The organism is Pseudomonas sp. LAIL14HWK12:I1 (assembly GCF_003202095.1).
Classification (GTDB): Bacteria; Pseudomonadota; Gammaproteobacteria; order Pseudomonadales; family Pseudomonadaceae; genus Aquipseudomonas; species Aquipseudomonas monteilii.
In genome coordinates this window covers 44,444-59,948 of record NZ_QJKG01000015.1, presented here as the reverse complement: position 1 = coordinate 59,948, position 15,505 = coordinate 44,444, and the positions used below count along the sequence as shown (strand labels likewise).

Sequence of the window (15,505 nt, the reverse complement as noted above, 5' to 3'; positions counted from 1 at the left end):
CATATCCGAATTGGCCAAGAGTGTTCACGGACATTCTGGCAACAGAATTTCTTGACGACCATAGAGCATTGGAACCACCTGATCCCATCCCGAACTCAGCAGTGAAACGATGCATCGCCGATGGTAGTGTGGGGTTTCCCCATGTGAGAGTAGGTCATCGTCAAGATTCATTTCGCAAAACCCCTATCTGCGCATGCAGGTAGGGGTTTTGTCTTTGTGGCCTGAAAAAGCCAAGCCCACGCAAGTCTCGGCTTTACCCAGATCCCTGTAGGAGCGGCTTTAGCCGCGAACACCAGCAACGCCGGTGCCATCCCCCGTGTCGCCTGTTTCACGGGCGCGCCCGCTCCCAGAGGAAGGTCATACACCCTCCTGGCCAAGGTCAGCTCCCACAATTCGAGCCAGAACACTAGAATAGCCCCACGCACCTATTCAGAAGCGCTTTATGCCAAACCCTGTCGATCCCGAAACCCTGGCCCAGTTGCCGCTGGACGAGCTTGTCGCCTGTCACGAATGCGACCTGCTGCTGCGCAAGCCCGTGCTCCAGCACGATGAAAAAGCCCAGTGCCCGCGCTGTGGCTACGAGCTCTACGCTCACCGGCACAATGTGGTCAACCGCAGCCTGGCCTTGGTGTTGACCGCCCTGTTGCTTTTCGTGCCAGCCAATTTCCTGCCAATCATGCAGCTGCATCTGCTTGGCCAGACTTCGGACGACACCGTCTGGAGTGGTGTGCTGGGCCTGTACAACTCAGGCATGCGCGGCGTAGCCGTGGTGGTTTTCCTGTGTAGCATGGCCATCCCCCTGGCAAAACTGCTTTGCCAGTTGGCAGTGCTGCTGAGCATTCGCCTGAATGTGGGGCGTAACTTCGGCCTGCTGTTCTACCGCATCTATCACCACCTGCGTGATTGGGGCATGCTCGAGGTCTATTTCATGGGGGTGCTGGTGGCCATCGTCAAGTTGGTGGACCTGGCTGAATTGACAGTGGGCCTGGGGTTGTTCTGCTTCATCAGCCTGTTATTGATCCAGGTGTGGCTCGAAGTGGTGATGTCACCTCACCAGATCTGGAGTGCGCTATCGGGGGAGGACCTGCATGCGGGCGATTGATGCGGGCATTCTTGTCTGCAATGAATGTCACCAGCTTAACCGGCAAGCGCCCGACAGCACTTCACAGACCTGTACGCGTTGCGGCGCCATCGTGCATGCGCGCCGGCCCAACAGCATCGTGCGTACCTGGGCGTTACTGATTGCTGCATCGATCCTGTACATCCCGGCCAACATGCTGCCGATCATGACCGTGAGTACACTCGGTCAGGGCAGCCCTGACACGATCATGTCCGGCGTCATCACGCTGCTCAAGCACGGTATGGTGCCCATCGCGGCTGTGGTGTTCATTGCCAGTATCCTGGTGCCCACATTCAAGCTGGTGGGTATTGGCTTGCTGCTGTACTCCGTTCAGCGTCGGCAACCGCTGTCTGCCCGACAACGGATATTGATGTACCGCTTCATCGAATTCATTGGGCGCTGGTCCATGCTGGATATCTTTGTCATTGCCATTCTGGTGGCGGTGGTGAATTTCGGCCGAATAGCCAGTGTCGAAGCCAACCTGGGCGCTGTCGCCTTCGCAACTGTGGTGATCCTGACAATGCTTGCCGCTTTAACTTTCGATCCCCGACTGATTTGGGATAACACGGAGTCGGATGACGACCATGAGTGACCTGCCAACGGCTAAAACCCGCCCAGCCTCGAACTGGTCGGCTATCTGGATCCTGCCTTTGATTGCCTTGATGATCGGTGGCTGGCTCGCATGGCAAGCCTACCGTGATGCCGGTGTGCAAATTGAAGTCCGTTTCGAGTCGGGCGAGGGCATCGTCGCCAACAAGACTGAGGTGATCTACAAGGGCATGCCGGTTGGCAAGGTGGTAAGCCTGGTGCTCGACGCCAAGGGCGACAACCAGGGTGTGATCGCTACCATCGAGATGAACAAGGCCGCCGAGCCTCACCTGACCAAAGGCACGCGCTTCTGGCTGGTGAAGCCGAGTGTCAGCCTGGCAGGTATTTCCGGTCTTGAAACATTGGTATCGGGTAACTACATCGCCGTTAGCCCGGGGGAGGGGGAGCGCACCAAGCGCTTCACCGCATTGAAGGTGGCACCACCGCTCTCGGATACGGAGCCGGGCCTGCATTTGACGCTCAAGGCCGACAGGCTGGGCTCGCTCAACCGTGACAGCCCGGTGTTCTACAAACAGATCCAGGTTGGTCGCGTAAAAAGCTACCGCTTGTCCGAGGACCAGAGCACTGTAGAGGTCAAGGTCTTCATCGAGCCAGCCTACGCCAGCCTGGTTCGCAAGCACACGCGTTTCTGGAACGCCAGTGGCGTCAGCATCGATGCTTCGCTTTCGGGTGTTAAGGTGCGCAGCGAGTCGCTGTCGAGCATCGTGGCCGGTGGTATCGCTTTCGCCACGCCGGAATACCGCAAGGACAGTCCGCCCACCGACCCGAGCCTGCCATTCCGTCTGTATGAAGACTTCGATGCAGCGCAGGCCGGTATCCGCGTCAAAGTGAAGCTGAGCGACTATGAAGGCCTGCAGGCAGGTCGCACGCCGGTGATGTACAAGGGTATCCAGGTGGGCTCGCTGAAAGCCCTGAAGATGGAAGACAACCTGGCCAGTGCATCAGCAGAGCTGACGCTGGACCCGCTGACCGAGGACTACCTGGTCGAAGGCACGCAGTTCTGGGTGGTCAAGCCGTCGATTTCCCTGGCCGGTATCACCGGCCTGGAGGCATTGGTCAAAGGTAACTACATCGCCATTCGCCCCGGCGAAAAGGGCGCCCGGCCCGAGCGTGAGTTCGAGGCCCGCGCCAAGGCGCCGCCGCTCGACCTCAAGGCGCCGGGCTTGCACATGGTGCTGTTCGCCGACACCCTGGGTTCGCTGGAAATCGGCAGCCCGGTGATGTACCGCCAGGTGAAGGTGGGCAGCGTGCAGAGCTACCAGTTCGCCCGTAACAGCAACCGCATTCTGATCGGCGTGCATATCGAGAAAGAGTACGAGAAGCTGGTCAACGGTTCATCGCGCTTCTGGAACGTCAGTGGTATCACCCTGACGGGTGGCCTGTCGGGCATCAAGATCAAGAGTGAGTCGCTGCAAACGCTGATGGCCGGTGGTATCGCCTTCGACACGCCACGGCCCGATGTGGCGCTCAAGCGCCATATTCCACGTTTCCGCCTGCATGATAGCCAAGAGGCGGTAAACCGCGCGGGTACCTTGATTACCATCCGCGTTGACCGGGCAGATGGCCTGAAGCCGGGCACGGCGATCCGCTTCCGTGGCCTGGATGTGGGCAGTATCGAAAGCGTCGACCTCACCGACGACCTGCAGGCGGTGCTTCTGCGCGCTCGCATTACCGAGTCGGCAGACCGTATCGCCCGTGTCGGGACGCAGTTCTGGGTGGTCAAGCCGGCTTTGGGCCTGGTACGCACCGAAAACCTCGACACCCTTGTGGGCGGGCAGTACCTGGAAGTGCAGCCGGCGGCCAAGGACCGTGGCCCGCAGCGCGATTTCATCGCCTTGGCTGATGCGCCGCAGGTGGCGGGGCCAGAGGTCGGTTTGCCATTGACGCTTAGTGCGCCACGCCGCGGCTCGATCAAGCCCGGGGTGCCGGTGACCTACCGTGAGGTGGCGGTGGGGAAGGTGACGGGCTTCGAGCTGGGCCAGAATGCCGACCGCGTGCTGATCCATATCCTTATCGAGCCACGCTATGCGGCTTTGGTCCGCAGTGGTAGCCGCTTCTGGAACAGCAGTGGCTTCGGTTTCGACTGGGGGCTGTTCAAGGGGGCTACGGTGCGTACCGAGTCAGTGGAGACCCTGATCGACGGTGGTATCGCGTTCGCCACACCAGATGGCGAGCAAATGGGTAACCCGGCCCGGCCACAGCAGACCTTCGCCTTGTTCGACAAGGCCGAGGATGAATGGCTGCAGTGGGCTCCGAAGATTCAGATCGCCAAGTAGATTGCAAAGGGGGCCGCTTTGCGGCCCATCGCCGGTAAGCCAGCTCCCACAGGAGTACCGCCAGACTCAAGGCTGGCACAGTCCCTGTGGGAGCTGGCTTGCCGGCGATGCGGTCAGATCAGGTTACTTGGGCAGGTCCATCAAATCACAGGCAACAAAAAGCCGACCCTAGGGTCGGCTTTTCGACTAGCACGTCGCTTAGGCAGCTGCAGTTTCTTTCAGCGCCTTGATGTGGCCATTCAGACGGCCTTTGTGACGAGCAGCCTTGTTCTTGTGGATGATACCTTTGTCGGCCATACGGTCGATTACAGGTACAGCCAGAACGTAAGCGGCTTGCGCTTTTTCGGCGTCTTTTGCGTCGATGGCTTTAACTACATTCTTGATGTAGGTGCGGACCATGGAACGCAGGCTGGCGTTGTGGCTGCGACGCTTCTCAGCCTGTTTTGCACGTTTCTTGGCGGAAGGTGTGTTGGCCACCGTCGAGCTCCTCGAAAGACTTTAGGTAAATAGCAAACAAAATAGGCCGCGAATCATGCCGATCAGTCGACCGGATGTCAAGGCCACCTGCAAGGTTCCGCCGAGCGGTGCGCCAACAAGCGGGAAAGATTCCTTTCTGCTGCGCGACCTGTACACTCGGGAATTTTTGGCTCCCCTGCGAAGGCGCGGGAGTATCGCACATTCGGACGCTGTCTGGCAGCGTCCTCTGTCATTGGCGTGAATCTTTTCGATGAACCTGCTCAAATCCCTGGCTGCAGTAAGCTCGATCACCATGATTTCGCGGGTGCTGGGCTTTGTTCGCGACACCATCCTGGCCCGCATCTTTGGTGCTGGTGTCGCCACCGATGCCTTCTTCATCGCGTTCAAGCTGCCCAACCTGCTGCGGCGCATCTTCGCCGAAGGGGCCTTCTCCCAGGCCTTCGTGCCGATCCTGGCCGAATACAAGACCCAGCAAGGCGAGGAGGCGACTCGCACTTTCATCGCGTATGTCAGTGGCCTGTTGACCCTGGTCCTGGCTTTGGTCACCGCCATCGGCATCCTGGCTGCACCGTGGGTGGTGTGGGCCACAGCCCCGGGCTTTGTCGACAGCGCGGAAAAATACGAGCTGACCACTGCGCTGTTGCGGGTGACTTTTCCTTATATATTGCTGATCTCGCTGTCTTCCCTGGCCGGGGCGATTCTCAATACCTGGAACCGTTTTTCGGTACCCGCCTTCACCCCGACCCTGCTGAACGTGGCGATGATCGCCTTCGCCGTGCTGCTGACGCCGTACTTCGACCCGCCGATCATGGCTTTGGCCTGGGGTGTGCTGGCCGGTGGCCTGGCGCAGTTGCTGTACCAGCTGCCAGCGCTGAAAAAGATCGGCATGCTCGTGCTGCCGCGCCTGAACCTCAAGGACGCGGGTGTATGGCGGGTGCTGAAGCAGATGCTGCCGGCGATTCTCGGGGTTTCGGTAAGCCAGATTTCGCTGATCATCAACACCATCTTCGCCTCCTTCCTGGTGGCCGGCTCGGTGTCGTGGATGTACTACGCCGACCGCCTCATGGAGCTGCCCTCGGGCGTGCTCGGCGTGGCCCTGGGTACCATCCTGCTGCCGACTTTGGCCAAGACCTATGCCAACAAGGACCGCGAGGAGTATTCGCGAATCCTCGACTGGGGCCTGCGGTTGTGCTTCCTGCTGGTACTTCCATGCACCTTGGCCTTGGCCATCCTTGCCGAGCCGCTGACCGTGGCGCTGTTCCAGTACGGCAAGTTCAGTGCGGTTGACGCGGCCATGACCCAGCGTGCGCTGATTGCCTATTCCGTGGGCTTGCTGGCGATCATTCTGGTCAAGGTACTGGCACCCGGGTTCTATGCGCAGCAGAATATCCGCACACCGGTGAAGATCGCGATTTTCACCCTGGTCTGCACCCAGCTGTTCAACCTGGCCCTGATCGGCCCGCTGGCCCATGCCGGCCTGGCCCTGGCGATCAGCCTGGGCGCCTGCCTGAACGCCGGCCTGCTGTTCTGGAAGCTGCGCAGCCAGCAGCTGTTCCAGCCCCAGCCCGGCTGGGCGATGTTCCTGCTCAAACTGGTGCTGGCGGTGGGGTTGATGTCGGCGGTACTGCTGGCCGGGATGCACTTCTTGCCGGCCTGGGAGCAAGGCAACATGCTTGAGCGCCTGCTGCGCCTGGGGGCGTTGATCCTGGCAGGTGTGGTGACGTATTTCGGTTGCCTGTACCTGTGCGGCTTCCGGCCCCGGCATTTCGCCCGCAAGGCCCTGCACTGAGGCTTCGGACGGGTCAGGCGTCGGTTTTTCACATTCCACGCCGCCCTTGGGCGCTGCTGCCTGTCACCAGCGCCCGGGTGTGGTTATAATCGGCCACTTTATGAGCAAGAAGCGCGTTATGCAGCTGGTTCGAGGTCTTCACAACCTGCGCCCCGAGCACCGGGGCTGTGTCGCCACCATTGGCAACTTCGACGGGGTTCACCGCGGCCACCAGGCAATCCTGGCGCGCCTGCGCGAGCGCGGCCAGGCGTTGGGCCTGCCGACCTGTGTGGTGATCTTCGAACCGCAACCGCGCGAGTATTTCGCCCCCGATACCGCACCGGCGCGTCTGGCACGCCTGCGCGACAAGGTCGAGCTACTGGCCGCCGAAGGTATCGACCGAGTGCTGTGCCTGGCGTTCAACCAGCGGCTGAGCAAGCTCAGCGCCGATGCCTTCGTCAAGGCCATCCTGGTTGACGGCCTGGGTGTGCGTCACCTTGAAGTGGGCGACGACTTCCGCTTTGGCTGCGACCGCGCCGGCGGCTTCGCCTTCCTGGTCGAGGCCGGCCAGCAGTATGGTTTCACCGTCGAGGCCGCCAACACGGTGATCCAGGACGGCCTGCGCGTCAGCAGCACTGAGGTGCGCAAGGCCCTGTCCGAAGGCAACTTCGAGCTGGCCGAACACCTGCTGGGCCGCCCGTACAACATCACCGGCCGCGTGCTGCATGGCCAGAAGCTGGCCCGCCAGCTCGGCACACCTACCGCCAACATCCAGCTCAAGCGCCGCCGCGTGCCGCTGTCCGGGGTCTACCTGGCCAGCATCGAGATCGACGGCAAGGCCTGGCCGGGTGTCGGCAATATCGGCGTGCGCCCCACCGTTGCCGGTGATGGGCGCCCGCACCTGGAGATTCATCTGCTGGATTATGCCGGCGACCTTTACGGCCGGCGCCTGACGGTGGAGTTCCACCACAAGCTGCGTGAAGAGCAGCGATTTGCCTCCCTGGAGGCGCTGAAGTCGGCGATCGATGCGGATATCGCCGCCGCACGTGCACATTGGCACGCTCAACCGCTAACGAAGAGCCTGAAATGACCGACTACAAAGCCACGCTTAACCTTCCGGACACCGCCTTCCCCATGAAGGCCGGCCTGCCTCAGCGCGAACCGCAGATCCTGCAGCGCTGGGACAGCATTGGCCTGTACCAGAAGCTGCGCGAAATTGGCAAGGATCGTCCCAAGTTCGTCCTGCACGACGGCCCGCCCTATGCCAACGGCAAGATTCACATCGGTCATGCGCTGAACAAGATCCTCAAGGACATGATCGTCCGTTCCAAGACCCTGGCCGGCTTCGATGCGCCGTACGTGCCGGGCTGGGACTGCCATGGTCTGCCGATCGAGCACAAGGTCGAGGTAACCCACGGCAAGCACCTGTCCGCCGACCGCACCCGCGAGCTGTGCCGCGAGTATGCTGCCGAGCAGATCGAAGGGCAGAAGACCGAGTTCATCCGCCTGGGTGTGCTGGGTGACTGGGACAACCCGTACAAGACCATGAACTTCGCCAACGAGGCCGGCGAAATCCGCGCCCTGGCCGAAATGGTCAAGCAAGGCTTCGTGTTCAAGGGCCTCAAGCCGGTGAACTGGTGCTTCGATTGCGGTTCGGCGCTGGCCGAGGCCGAGGTCGAGTACGCCGACAAGAAATCCCAGACCATCGACGTGGCCTTCCCGGTTGCCGATGAGGCCAAGCTGGCCGCCGCTTTCGGCCTGGATGCGCTGGCCAAACCAGCCGCCATCGTGATCTGGACCACCACCCCGTGGACCATCCCGGCCAACCAGGCGCTGAACATCCACCCGGAGTTCAAATACGCCTTGGTCGATACCGGTGAGCGTCTGCTGGTGCTGGCTGAAGAGCTGGTCGAGTCGTGCCTCAAGCGCTACAACCTGGAAGGCTCGGTCATTGCTACCGCTGAAGGTTCGGCGCTGGAACTGATCAACTTCCGCCACCCGTTCTACGACCGCCTGTCGCCGATCTACCTGGCCGACTACGTCGAGCTGGGCGCCGGTACCGGCGTGGTGCACTCCTCGCCAGCCTACGGTGAAGACGACTTCGTCACCTGCAAGCGCTATGGCATGGTCAATGACGACATCCTCACCCCGGTGCAGAGCAACGGTGTGTATGTCGAGTCGCTGCCCTTCTTCGGCGGCCAGTTCATCTGGAAGGCCAACCCGGCCATCGTCGAGAAGCTGAGCGAAGTCGGTGCGCTGATGCACACCGAAACCATCAGCCACAGCTACATGCACTGCTGGCGTCACAAAACCCCGCTGATCTACCGCGCCACCGCGCAGTGGTTCGTGGGCATGGACAAGCAGCCGACCACTGGCGAGCCGCTGCGTGAGCGCGCGCTGAAAGCCATCGAAGACACCAAGTTCGTGCCGGCCTGGGGCCAGGCGCGCCTGCACGCGATGATCGCCAACCGCCCGGACTGGTGCATCTCGCGTCAGCGCAACTGGGGTGTACCGATCCCGTTCTTCCTGCACAAGCAAACCGGCGAACTGCACCCACGCACCGTCGAGCTGATGGAAGCAGTGGCCAAGCGCGTCGAACAGGAAGGCATCGAAGCCTGGTTCAAACTGGACGCCGCCGAGCTGCTGGGCGCTGAAGCCGACCAGTACGACAAGATCGCCGACACGCTCGATGTGTGGTTCGACTCGGGCACCACCCACTGGCATGTGCTGCGTGGTTCGCACGACATCGGCCACGCCACCGGCCCGCGCGCCGACCTGTACCTGGAAGGTTCCGACCAGCACCGCGGCTGGTTCCACTCTTCCTTGCTGACCGGTTGCGCCATCGACAACCATGCGCCTTACCGCGAGCTGCTGACCCACGGCTTCACCGTGGACGAGAACGGCCGCAAGATGTCCAAGTCGCTGGGTAACACCATCGAGCCGGAGAAGGTCAACAACACCCTGGGTGCCGACATCCTGCGCCTGTGGGTTTCCGCTACCGACTACTCCGGTGAAATGGCGGTTTCCGAGCAGATCCTGCAGCGCAGCGCCGACGCCTACCGCCGTATCCGCAATACCGCGCGCTTCCTGCTGTCCAACCTGTCCGGCTTCGACCCGGCCCGCGACCTGCTGGCCCCGGAAGACATGCTGGCACTGGACCGTTGGGCCGTGGACCGCACCCTGTTGCTGCAACGCGAGCTGGAAGAGCACTACAGCGAGTACCGTTTCTGGAACGTCTACTCCAAGGTGCACAACTTCTGCGTGCAGGAGCTGGGCGGCTTCTACCTCGACATCATCAAGGACCGCCAGTACACCACCGGCGCCAACAGTGTCGCCCGCCGTTCCTGCCAGACCGCGCTGTACCACATCAGCGAAGCGCTGGTGCGCTGGATCGCGCCGATCCTGGCATTCACCGCCGATGAAATCTGGCAGTACCTGCCGGGCGAGCGCAACGAGTCGGTGATGCTCAACGGCTGGTACCAGGGCCTGAGCGAGCTGCCGGAAGGCACCGAGCTGGACCGCGCCTACTGGGATCGCGTGATGGCAGTGAAGGCCTCGGTCAACAAGGAGCTGGAAAACCAGCGTACCGCCAAGGTCATTGGCGGTAACCTGCAGGCCGAAGTCACCCTGTACGCCGACGAAGGCCTGAGCGCCGACCTGGGCAAGCTGGGCGACGAACTGCGCTTCGTGCTGATCACTTCGGCCGCCAGCGTGGTGCCGTTCGTGCAGGCGCCAGCGGATGCTGTGGCCACCGAAGTCGAAGGCCTCAAGCTGAAAGTGGTCAAGTCCGGTCACGCCAAGTGCGGCCGTTGCTGGCACTTCCGCGCCGACGTCGGCAGCCACCCGGAGCACCCGGAAATCTGCAGCCGTTGCGTCGACAACCTGAGCGGTTCGGGCGAGGTGCGTCACTATGCCTAACCCTGCAGTGGGGCGCTTCGGGCGCCTTGCATGGCTTTGGCTGAGCTTGCTGGTCCTGGTCCTTGACCAGGCCACCAAGCTGTATTTCAACAACGCCTTGACCATGTACCAGCAGATTGTCGTCATCCCGGACTACTTCAGCTGGACCCTGGCCTACAACACCGGCGCCGCCTTCAGCTTCCTGGCGGAAAGCTCGGGCTGGCAGCGCTGGCTGTTCGCCCTGATCGCCGTGGTGGTCAGTGCCGTGCTGGTGGTGTGGCTCAAGCGCCTGGGGCGCAACGAGACCTGGCTGGCTGTGGCGCTGTCGCTGGTGCTGGGTGGTGCGATCGGCAACCTTTACGACCGCGTCGTGCTGGGCCATGTGGTCGACTTCATCCTGGTGCACTGGCAGAACCGCCATTACTTCCCGGCCTTCAACCTGGCCGACAGCGCCATTACCGTTGGCGCGGTGATGCTGGCGCTGGATATGTTCAAGAGCAAGAAGTCCGAGGATCCGGTCCATGACTGACACGCGTATCGGCCAGAACACCGAAGTCACCCTGCACTTCGCGCTGCATCTGGAAAACGGCGACACCGTCGACAGCACGTTCGACAAGGCCCCGGCCACCTTCAAGGTGGGCGACGGCAACCTGCTGCCAGGTTTCGAAAACGCGCTGTTCGGCTTCAAGGCCGGTGACAAGCGTACTGTGGTGGTGGCCCCGGAGAACGCCTTCGGCCAGCCCAACCCGCAAAACGTGCAAGTCATGCCGCGGTCCAACTTCGAAGGCATGGAGCTGTCCGAAGGGCTGCTGATCATCTTCAATGACGCCGCCAACACCGAGCTGCCGGGTGTGGTCAAAGCGTTCGATGACGACCAGGTGACCATCGACTTCAATCACCCACTGGCTGGCAAGACCCTGACCTTCGAGGTGGAGATCCTCGGGGTGAAGGCCCTGTAAGCCTGGAGCCGAGCATGCAAATCAAACTCGCCAACCCTCGCGGCTTCTGCGCGGGGGTCGACCGGGCGATCGAGATCGTCAACCGCGCGCTGGAAGTTTTCGGCCCGCCGATCTATGTGCGTCACGAGGTGGTGCACAACAAGTTCGTGGTGGAAGACCTGCGCAACCGCGGTGCCATCTTCGTCGAAGAGCTGGACCAGGTGCCGGACGATGTCATCGTCATCTTCAGTGCCCACGGTGTTTCCCAGGCTGTGCGCCAGGAAGCGGCTGGCCGCGGCCTGAAAGTGTTCGATGCCACCTGCCCGCTGGTGACCAAGGTGCATATCGAGGTAGCCAAGTACAGCCGCGATGGCCGTGAGTGCATTCTCATCGGTCACGAAGGGCACCCGGAAGTCGAAGGCACCATGGGCCAGTACGACGCCAGCAACGGTGGCTCCATCTACCTCGTCGAAGACGAAGAGGATGTGGCCAAGTTGCAGGTGCGCGACCCGGACCACCTGGCCTTCGTGACCCAGACCACGTTGTCGATGGACGACACCAGCCGCGTCATCGACGCCCTGCGTGCACGCTTCCCGAACATCGGTGGCCCGCGCAAGGACGACATCTGCTACGCCACCCAGAACCGCCAGGATGCCGTGAAGCAACTGGCCGGTGAATGCGACGTGGTGCTGGTGGTGGGCAGCCCTAACAGCTCCAACTCCAACCGCCTGCGCGAGCTGGCCGAGCGTATGGGCACCCCGGCTTACCTGATCGACGGTGCTGAAGACCTGCAACAAGGTTGGTTCGACCAGGCCGCTCGAATCGGCATCACCGCCGGTGCTTCTGCCCCAGAAGTGCTGGTGCGTGGCGTGATCGAGCAGCTCAAGGCCTGGGGTGCCACTGGCGCTGAAGAGCTGGATGGGCGGGAAGAGAACATCACGTTCTCGATGCCTAAAGAGCTGCGGGTTCGTTCGCTGATCTGATCAATGGCCTGCGCACAGGGAAACCTTTTCCGGTTCACCTGTGCGCAGTCTGATTCGCCCGGTGGAAGCCATCACCACCTGAGTAAAACTGGTGGCGGCGTTTTTCTCGCAGAGCTCCAGCGTGCCACCTCTCTTGCCCAGTGGGACACCCAGTGCGCTGAACCTGATCTGATCGCCTGTATTGGCCATTATCCTTATGGGCCTTGAAAGACGTTGTTCACGCAATACCTGCTCATTGTGCTCCAGCAACACTCGCCATCCTTTTCCCCAATCGCTCTCAATGCCCTGGACCCGCACGTTCTGGCCCTGCAGCAGTGCATGGCTGCGAGCACTGCGCAGTGCCTGTGCCAAATCTCGGGCAACTGCTGCCCTGTGTAGGTCATCAGTCATTCTGGCGTAAGCCGGCATACCGAGCTGTGTCAGCAAGACGGCCACGGCCAAGGCCGACAACATTTGAATCAGTGTTACGCCTCGTTGCTTCACCGTGCATTCCTCCCTGGAAGTGCTTGGCTATAGCTTCACGTTCATCGGCCAAACCGTCTAGTCGGCCGGGTTCAGGGCTATTGCAGGAAAAGTCGCGGGAGGTGCAGGGATGCACGCAAGGCAACGGGGCATGACGCTCCTGGAAGTGTTGTTGGCAGTCGTGGTTGTGGCCGTGGGCATGTTCGCAACAGCAGCGATGCAGTTGCAGGCATTGCAGGCTGCGGACGGCGCACGTCGTGATGGGCAGGCCGCGATGGCGGTGCACAGCGAGCATGAGCGGAGGCGGCGATGAGGCGCCGCCAGATTGGGTTCGGTCTGGTTGAGATGGTGATGGCGCTGGCCATCGGATTGATGCTACTGGCAGCGGCCAGCCAGCTCTTTACCTCTGCACACCAGACCTGGCGTCTGCAAAGTACGGCAGTGCGCATGCAGGATGAGGCACGACTTGCTTTGCTGCGCATGGCGCAGGATATCCGCATGGCAGGGATGTTTGGTTGCCTGCGGATTAAACCTGACGACTTTGAGGACCCGGCTGCGCGGCAGGCTTTCGCCCGCCCCCTGGAGGTTGAAGCCACTACCCTCAGCCTGGTTGTAGCGGAGTTGTCCGGAAAAACTGGCAACGGTGACTGGGTTTTGCAGACGGACTGCATCGAAAAAGTGCGCGTGGATGAAAAAACAGTAGAGGGTTACCCACTGACGTTCCCCATCAGCCAGTACGTCTATCAGTTCCATGGCAATAGGCTGAGGTTCAAGCGAAAAGGCAACTTCCAACCGCTGGTCGAGAATGTGCGAGAGGCGCGTTTCGAACGTGTGCAAACGCCGCAGGGGGAGAGGGTAGACATCACGCTGATGTTGTACGAGCCCACGCTCAAACTCGAACAGCGCCATGAACTGAGCGTGGCGCTGCGCAATCGGGTGCCGGGGCCATGAAGCGCCAACGCGGTGTCGTGCTGCTGTTGGCGTTGGTACTGAGCCTGCTGCTCGGCTTGCTGACAGCCTCTGCCTTGCGTGATGCCTTGGTAGAGACGCGAATGGCTGGCTACCTGCGCGATGGCCTGCTGGCGTTCGAAGAGGCAGAGGCCACATTGCAGGCCGGGGCAGATGAACTGCTGCGGGCACCTCCAGGCAAATGCCAGATGTGCCTGCCTCCGCCGCACCCGCACGATTTGACTGGGCAGTGGCAGCGCAGCAGCAGCGGCTACTTTCAGGTCCAGCATCTAGGCATGAGCACGCGCGTTGCGTACATGCCGGAAGGGCAGCCAGTTGCGTTGTACCGGGTAACTGCCGTCAGCCAGCAAGCACAAGCCCGGCAAGTACTGGAAGCCGTCTACGCCGTGGCCGGCGACACAATCCAGCGCATCACCTGGCGCCAAAGACTCAGAGGAGACTGACATGCAGCAAGGCTTGAGCCTGATCGAGTTGTTGATTGTGCTGGCCGTGACCGGCATTCTGGCAGCCATTGCCTACCCCAGTTACAGCGACCAGCTTCGGCGAGCCGCGCGCAGCGAAGTGGTTGGCCTGCTGCACGATGCCGCCTTGCGCCTGGAGCGCCACCGCGTGCGCACCGGCCAATACGCCGAAGGCGACCCGGCCTTGCCCGACGGCACCCGCTATTACAGCCTGCAGGCCCAGCGTGACAGCGACACCTTCACGCTGCGCGCCCGGCGGCTGCCGCATGGGCTGATGGCGCAGGATGGCTGTGGCGACTTCCAGCTTGACCAGGCCGGTGTGCAGCGCAATCCGGGTGCTGTTGAACATGGCGCCCACTGCTGGGGAAGCTGAAGGTTGAATGATGCCCCGTGCATCGCGGTTTTACTTCAGGTGTTGGATCGACAGATGAGCAAGCAAGTAGTGGTGGTCGGCGGCGGGGTCATCGGCCTGCTGACGGCGTTCAACCTGGCGGCGAAGGTTGGGCAGGTCGTGGTGTGTGACCAGGGCGAGGTCGGCCGTGAGTCGTCGTGGGCCGGTGGCGGCATTGTTTCGCCGCTGTACCCGTGGCGCTACAGCCCGGCGGTGACCGCCCTGGCGCACTGGTCGCAGGACTTTTATCCACAGCTGGGCGAGCGTTTGTTCGCCAGCACCGGCGTCGACCCCGAAGTGCACACCACTGGCCTGTACTGGCTGGACCTGGACGACGAGGCCGAAGCGCTGGCCTGGGCCGAGCGCGAACAGCGGCCGCTAAGTGCCGTGGATATCTCGGCGGCCTATGATGCGGTGCCGGTGCTGGGCCCGGGCTTCAAGCGCGCCATCTACATGGCTGGCGTGGCCAATGTGCGCAACCCGCGCTTGGTCAAGTCGCTGAAGGCGGCGTTGCTGGCGCTGCCGAACGTAACCCTGCGCGAACACTGTCAGATCACCGGCTTCGTTCAGCAAGACGGGCGTGTGACCGGTGTGCAGACGGCTGATGGCGTGCTGCCGGCCGATGAGGTGGTGCTCAGTGCGGGCGCCTGGAGTGGCGACCTCTTGCGTACCCTTGGCCTCGAGCTGCCGGTGGAGCCGGTGAAGGGCCAGATGATCCTGTTCAAATGCGCCGAAGACTTCTTGCCGAGCATGGTGCTGGCCAAGGGGCGCTATGCGATCCCGCGTCGCGATGGGCACATTCTGGTGGGCAGTACGCTGGAACATGCCGGGTATGACAAAACCCCGACCGGGGATGCGCTGGAAAGCCTGAAGGCATCGGCGATGGAGTTGTTGCCTGAGCTTGAGGGGGCCACCGTGGTTGGACACTGGGCGGGACTGCGGCCGGGGTCGCCGGAAGGCATTCCGTATATCGGGCCGGTGCCAGGGCATGCGGGGTTGTGGCTGAACTGCGGGCATTACCGCAACGGGCTGGTGCTGGCGCCGGCTTCGTGTCAGCTGTTTACTGACTTATTGACAGGGGCCGAGCCGATCATCGACCCGGCGCCTTATGCGCCAGAAGGGCGTTTGGGCTGAGATTGCCGGGGCTGCTTTGC

General features: G+C 61.9%; 16 protein-coding genes and 1 rRNA gene. 15 read left to right on the top strand and 2 right to left on the bottom strand.

The window, feature by feature from the left end; all coding sequences use genetic code 11:
- The first annotated feature begins 50 nt into the window (after positions 1-50).
- The 4 genes from rrf (at position 51) to D906_RS26100 (ending at position 4,005) form a co-directional block, all read left to right on the top strand.
- Positions 51-166 (top strand): 5S ribosomal RNA (gene rrf / locus D906_RS26120).
- Positions 167-442: 276 nt separating this feature from the next.
- A complete protein-coding gene (locus tag D906_RS26110) occupies positions 443-1,102 on the top strand; it encodes a paraquat-inducible protein A (protein WP_019099331.1) in 660 nt (219 codons plus the stop codon).
- Positions 1,089-1,712 (top strand): paraquat-inducible protein A, encoded by a 624-nt coding sequence (locus tag D906_RS26105; RefSeq protein ID WP_016713417.1) that lies wholly within the window; start codon positions 1,089-1,091, stop codon positions 1,710-1,712. Before D906_RS26110 ends, D906_RS26105 begins: the two co-directional genes overlap by 14 nt.
- Positions 1,705-4,005, top strand: a complete 2,301-nt coding sequence (locus D906_RS26100) for a PqiB family protein (RefSeq protein ID WP_025754944.1) — start codon at positions 1,705-1,707, stop codon at positions 4,003-4,005. The genes D906_RS26105 and D906_RS26100 overlap by 8 nt, the downstream gene beginning before the upstream one ends.
- 198 nt (positions 4,006-4,203) lie before the next feature.
- Here the strand turns inward: D906_RS26100 and rpsT are convergent, their stop codons facing one another.
- Positions 4,204-4,482 carry a 30S ribosomal protein S20 gene (rpsT, locus tag D906_RS26095; protein ID WP_019099330.1) on the bottom strand — a complete coding sequence of 93 codons (279 nt, stop codon included), beginning with the start codon at positions 4,480-4,482 and terminating at the stop codon, positions 4,204-4,206.
- 250 nt (positions 4,483-4,732) lie between these two features.
- Between rpsT and murJ the strand changes: the two genes are divergently transcribed.
- The 6 genes from murJ (at position 4,733) to ispH (ending at position 12,068) form a co-directional block, all read left to right on the top strand.
- Complete coding sequence (gene murJ / locus D906_RS26090) at positions 4,733-6,271, top strand: murein biosynthesis integral membrane protein MurJ (RefSeq protein WP_025754945.1); 1,539 nt, start codon at positions 4,733-4,735, stop codon at positions 6,269-6,271.
- A gap of 118 nt (positions 6,272-6,389) precedes the next feature.
- A complete protein-coding gene (gene ribF / locus D906_RS26085) occupies positions 6,390-7,340 on the top strand; it encodes a bifunctional riboflavin kinase/FAD synthetase (RefSeq protein WP_025754946.1) in 951 nt (316 codons plus the stop codon).
- Entirely contained in the window at positions 7,337-10,168 is a 2,832-nt protein-coding gene (gene ileS, locus D906_RS26080; RefSeq protein WP_025754947.1) for an isoleucine--tRNA ligase, read from the top strand. The genes ribF and ileS overlap by 4 nt, the downstream gene beginning before the upstream one ends.
- Complete coding sequence (gene lspA, locus D906_RS26075) at positions 10,161-10,676, top strand: signal peptidase II (RefSeq protein WP_027615833.1); 516 nt, start codon at positions 10,161-10,163, stop codon at positions 10,674-10,676. Before ileS ends, lspA begins: the two co-directional genes overlap by 8 nt.
- Positions 10,669-11,106 carry an FKBP-type peptidyl-prolyl cis-trans isomerase gene (fkpB, locus tag D906_RS26070; RefSeq protein ID WP_016713411.1) on the top strand — a complete coding sequence of 146 codons (438 nt, stop codon included), beginning with the start codon at positions 10,669-10,671 and terminating at the stop codon, positions 11,104-11,106. The genes lspA and fkpB overlap by 8 nt, the downstream gene beginning before the upstream one ends.
- Positions 11,107-11,120: 14 nt before the next feature.
- Entirely contained in the window at positions 11,121-12,068 is a 948-nt protein-coding gene (ispH, locus tag D906_RS26065) for a 4-hydroxy-3-methylbut-2-enyl diphosphate reductase (protein ID WP_016713410.1), read from the top strand.
- Here the strand turns inward: ispH and D906_RS26060 are convergent, their stop codons facing one another.
- Complete coding sequence (locus D906_RS26060; protein ID WP_019099327.1) at positions 12,069-12,551, bottom strand: GspH/FimT family pseudopilin; 483 nt, start codon at positions 12,549-12,551, stop codon at positions 12,069-12,071.
- 109 nt (positions 12,552-12,660) lie between these two features.
- Between D906_RS26060 and D906_RS26055 the strand changes: the two genes are divergently transcribed.
- From D906_RS26055 to thiO, 5 genes are read left to right on the top strand one after another with little or no spacing between them, the layout of a single operon-like run.
- Complete coding sequence (locus tag D906_RS26055) at positions 12,661-12,843, top strand: prepilin-type N-terminal cleavage/methylation domain-containing protein (protein WP_025754948.1); 183 nt, start codon at positions 12,661-12,663, stop codon at positions 12,841-12,843.
- Positions 12,840-13,481 (top strand): PilW family protein, encoded by a 642-nt coding sequence (locus D906_RS26050; protein WP_027615832.1) that lies wholly within the window; start codon positions 12,840-12,842, stop codon positions 13,479-13,481. Before D906_RS26055 ends, D906_RS26050 begins: the two co-directional genes overlap by 4 nt.
- Positions 13,478-13,942 carry a hypothetical protein gene (locus D906_RS26045; protein WP_016713406.1) on the top strand — a complete coding sequence of 155 codons (465 nt, stop codon included), beginning with the start codon at positions 13,478-13,480 and terminating at the stop codon, positions 13,940-13,942. Before D906_RS26050 ends, D906_RS26045 begins: the two co-directional genes overlap by 4 nt.
- A gap of 1 nt (position 13,943) precedes the next feature.
- On the top strand, positions 13,944-14,333 hold the full coding sequence (locus D906_RS26040; RefSeq protein WP_019099324.1) for a type IV pilin protein: 390 nt from the start codon (positions 13,944-13,946) through the stop codon (positions 14,331-14,333).
- 54 nt (positions 14,334-14,387) lie between these two features.
- Complete coding sequence (gene thiO / locus D906_RS26035; RefSeq protein WP_027615831.1) at positions 14,388-15,485, top strand: glycine oxidase ThiO; 1,098 nt, start codon at positions 14,388-14,390, stop codon at positions 15,483-15,485.
- The last annotated feature ends 20 nt before the right edge of the window (positions 15,486-15,505 follow it).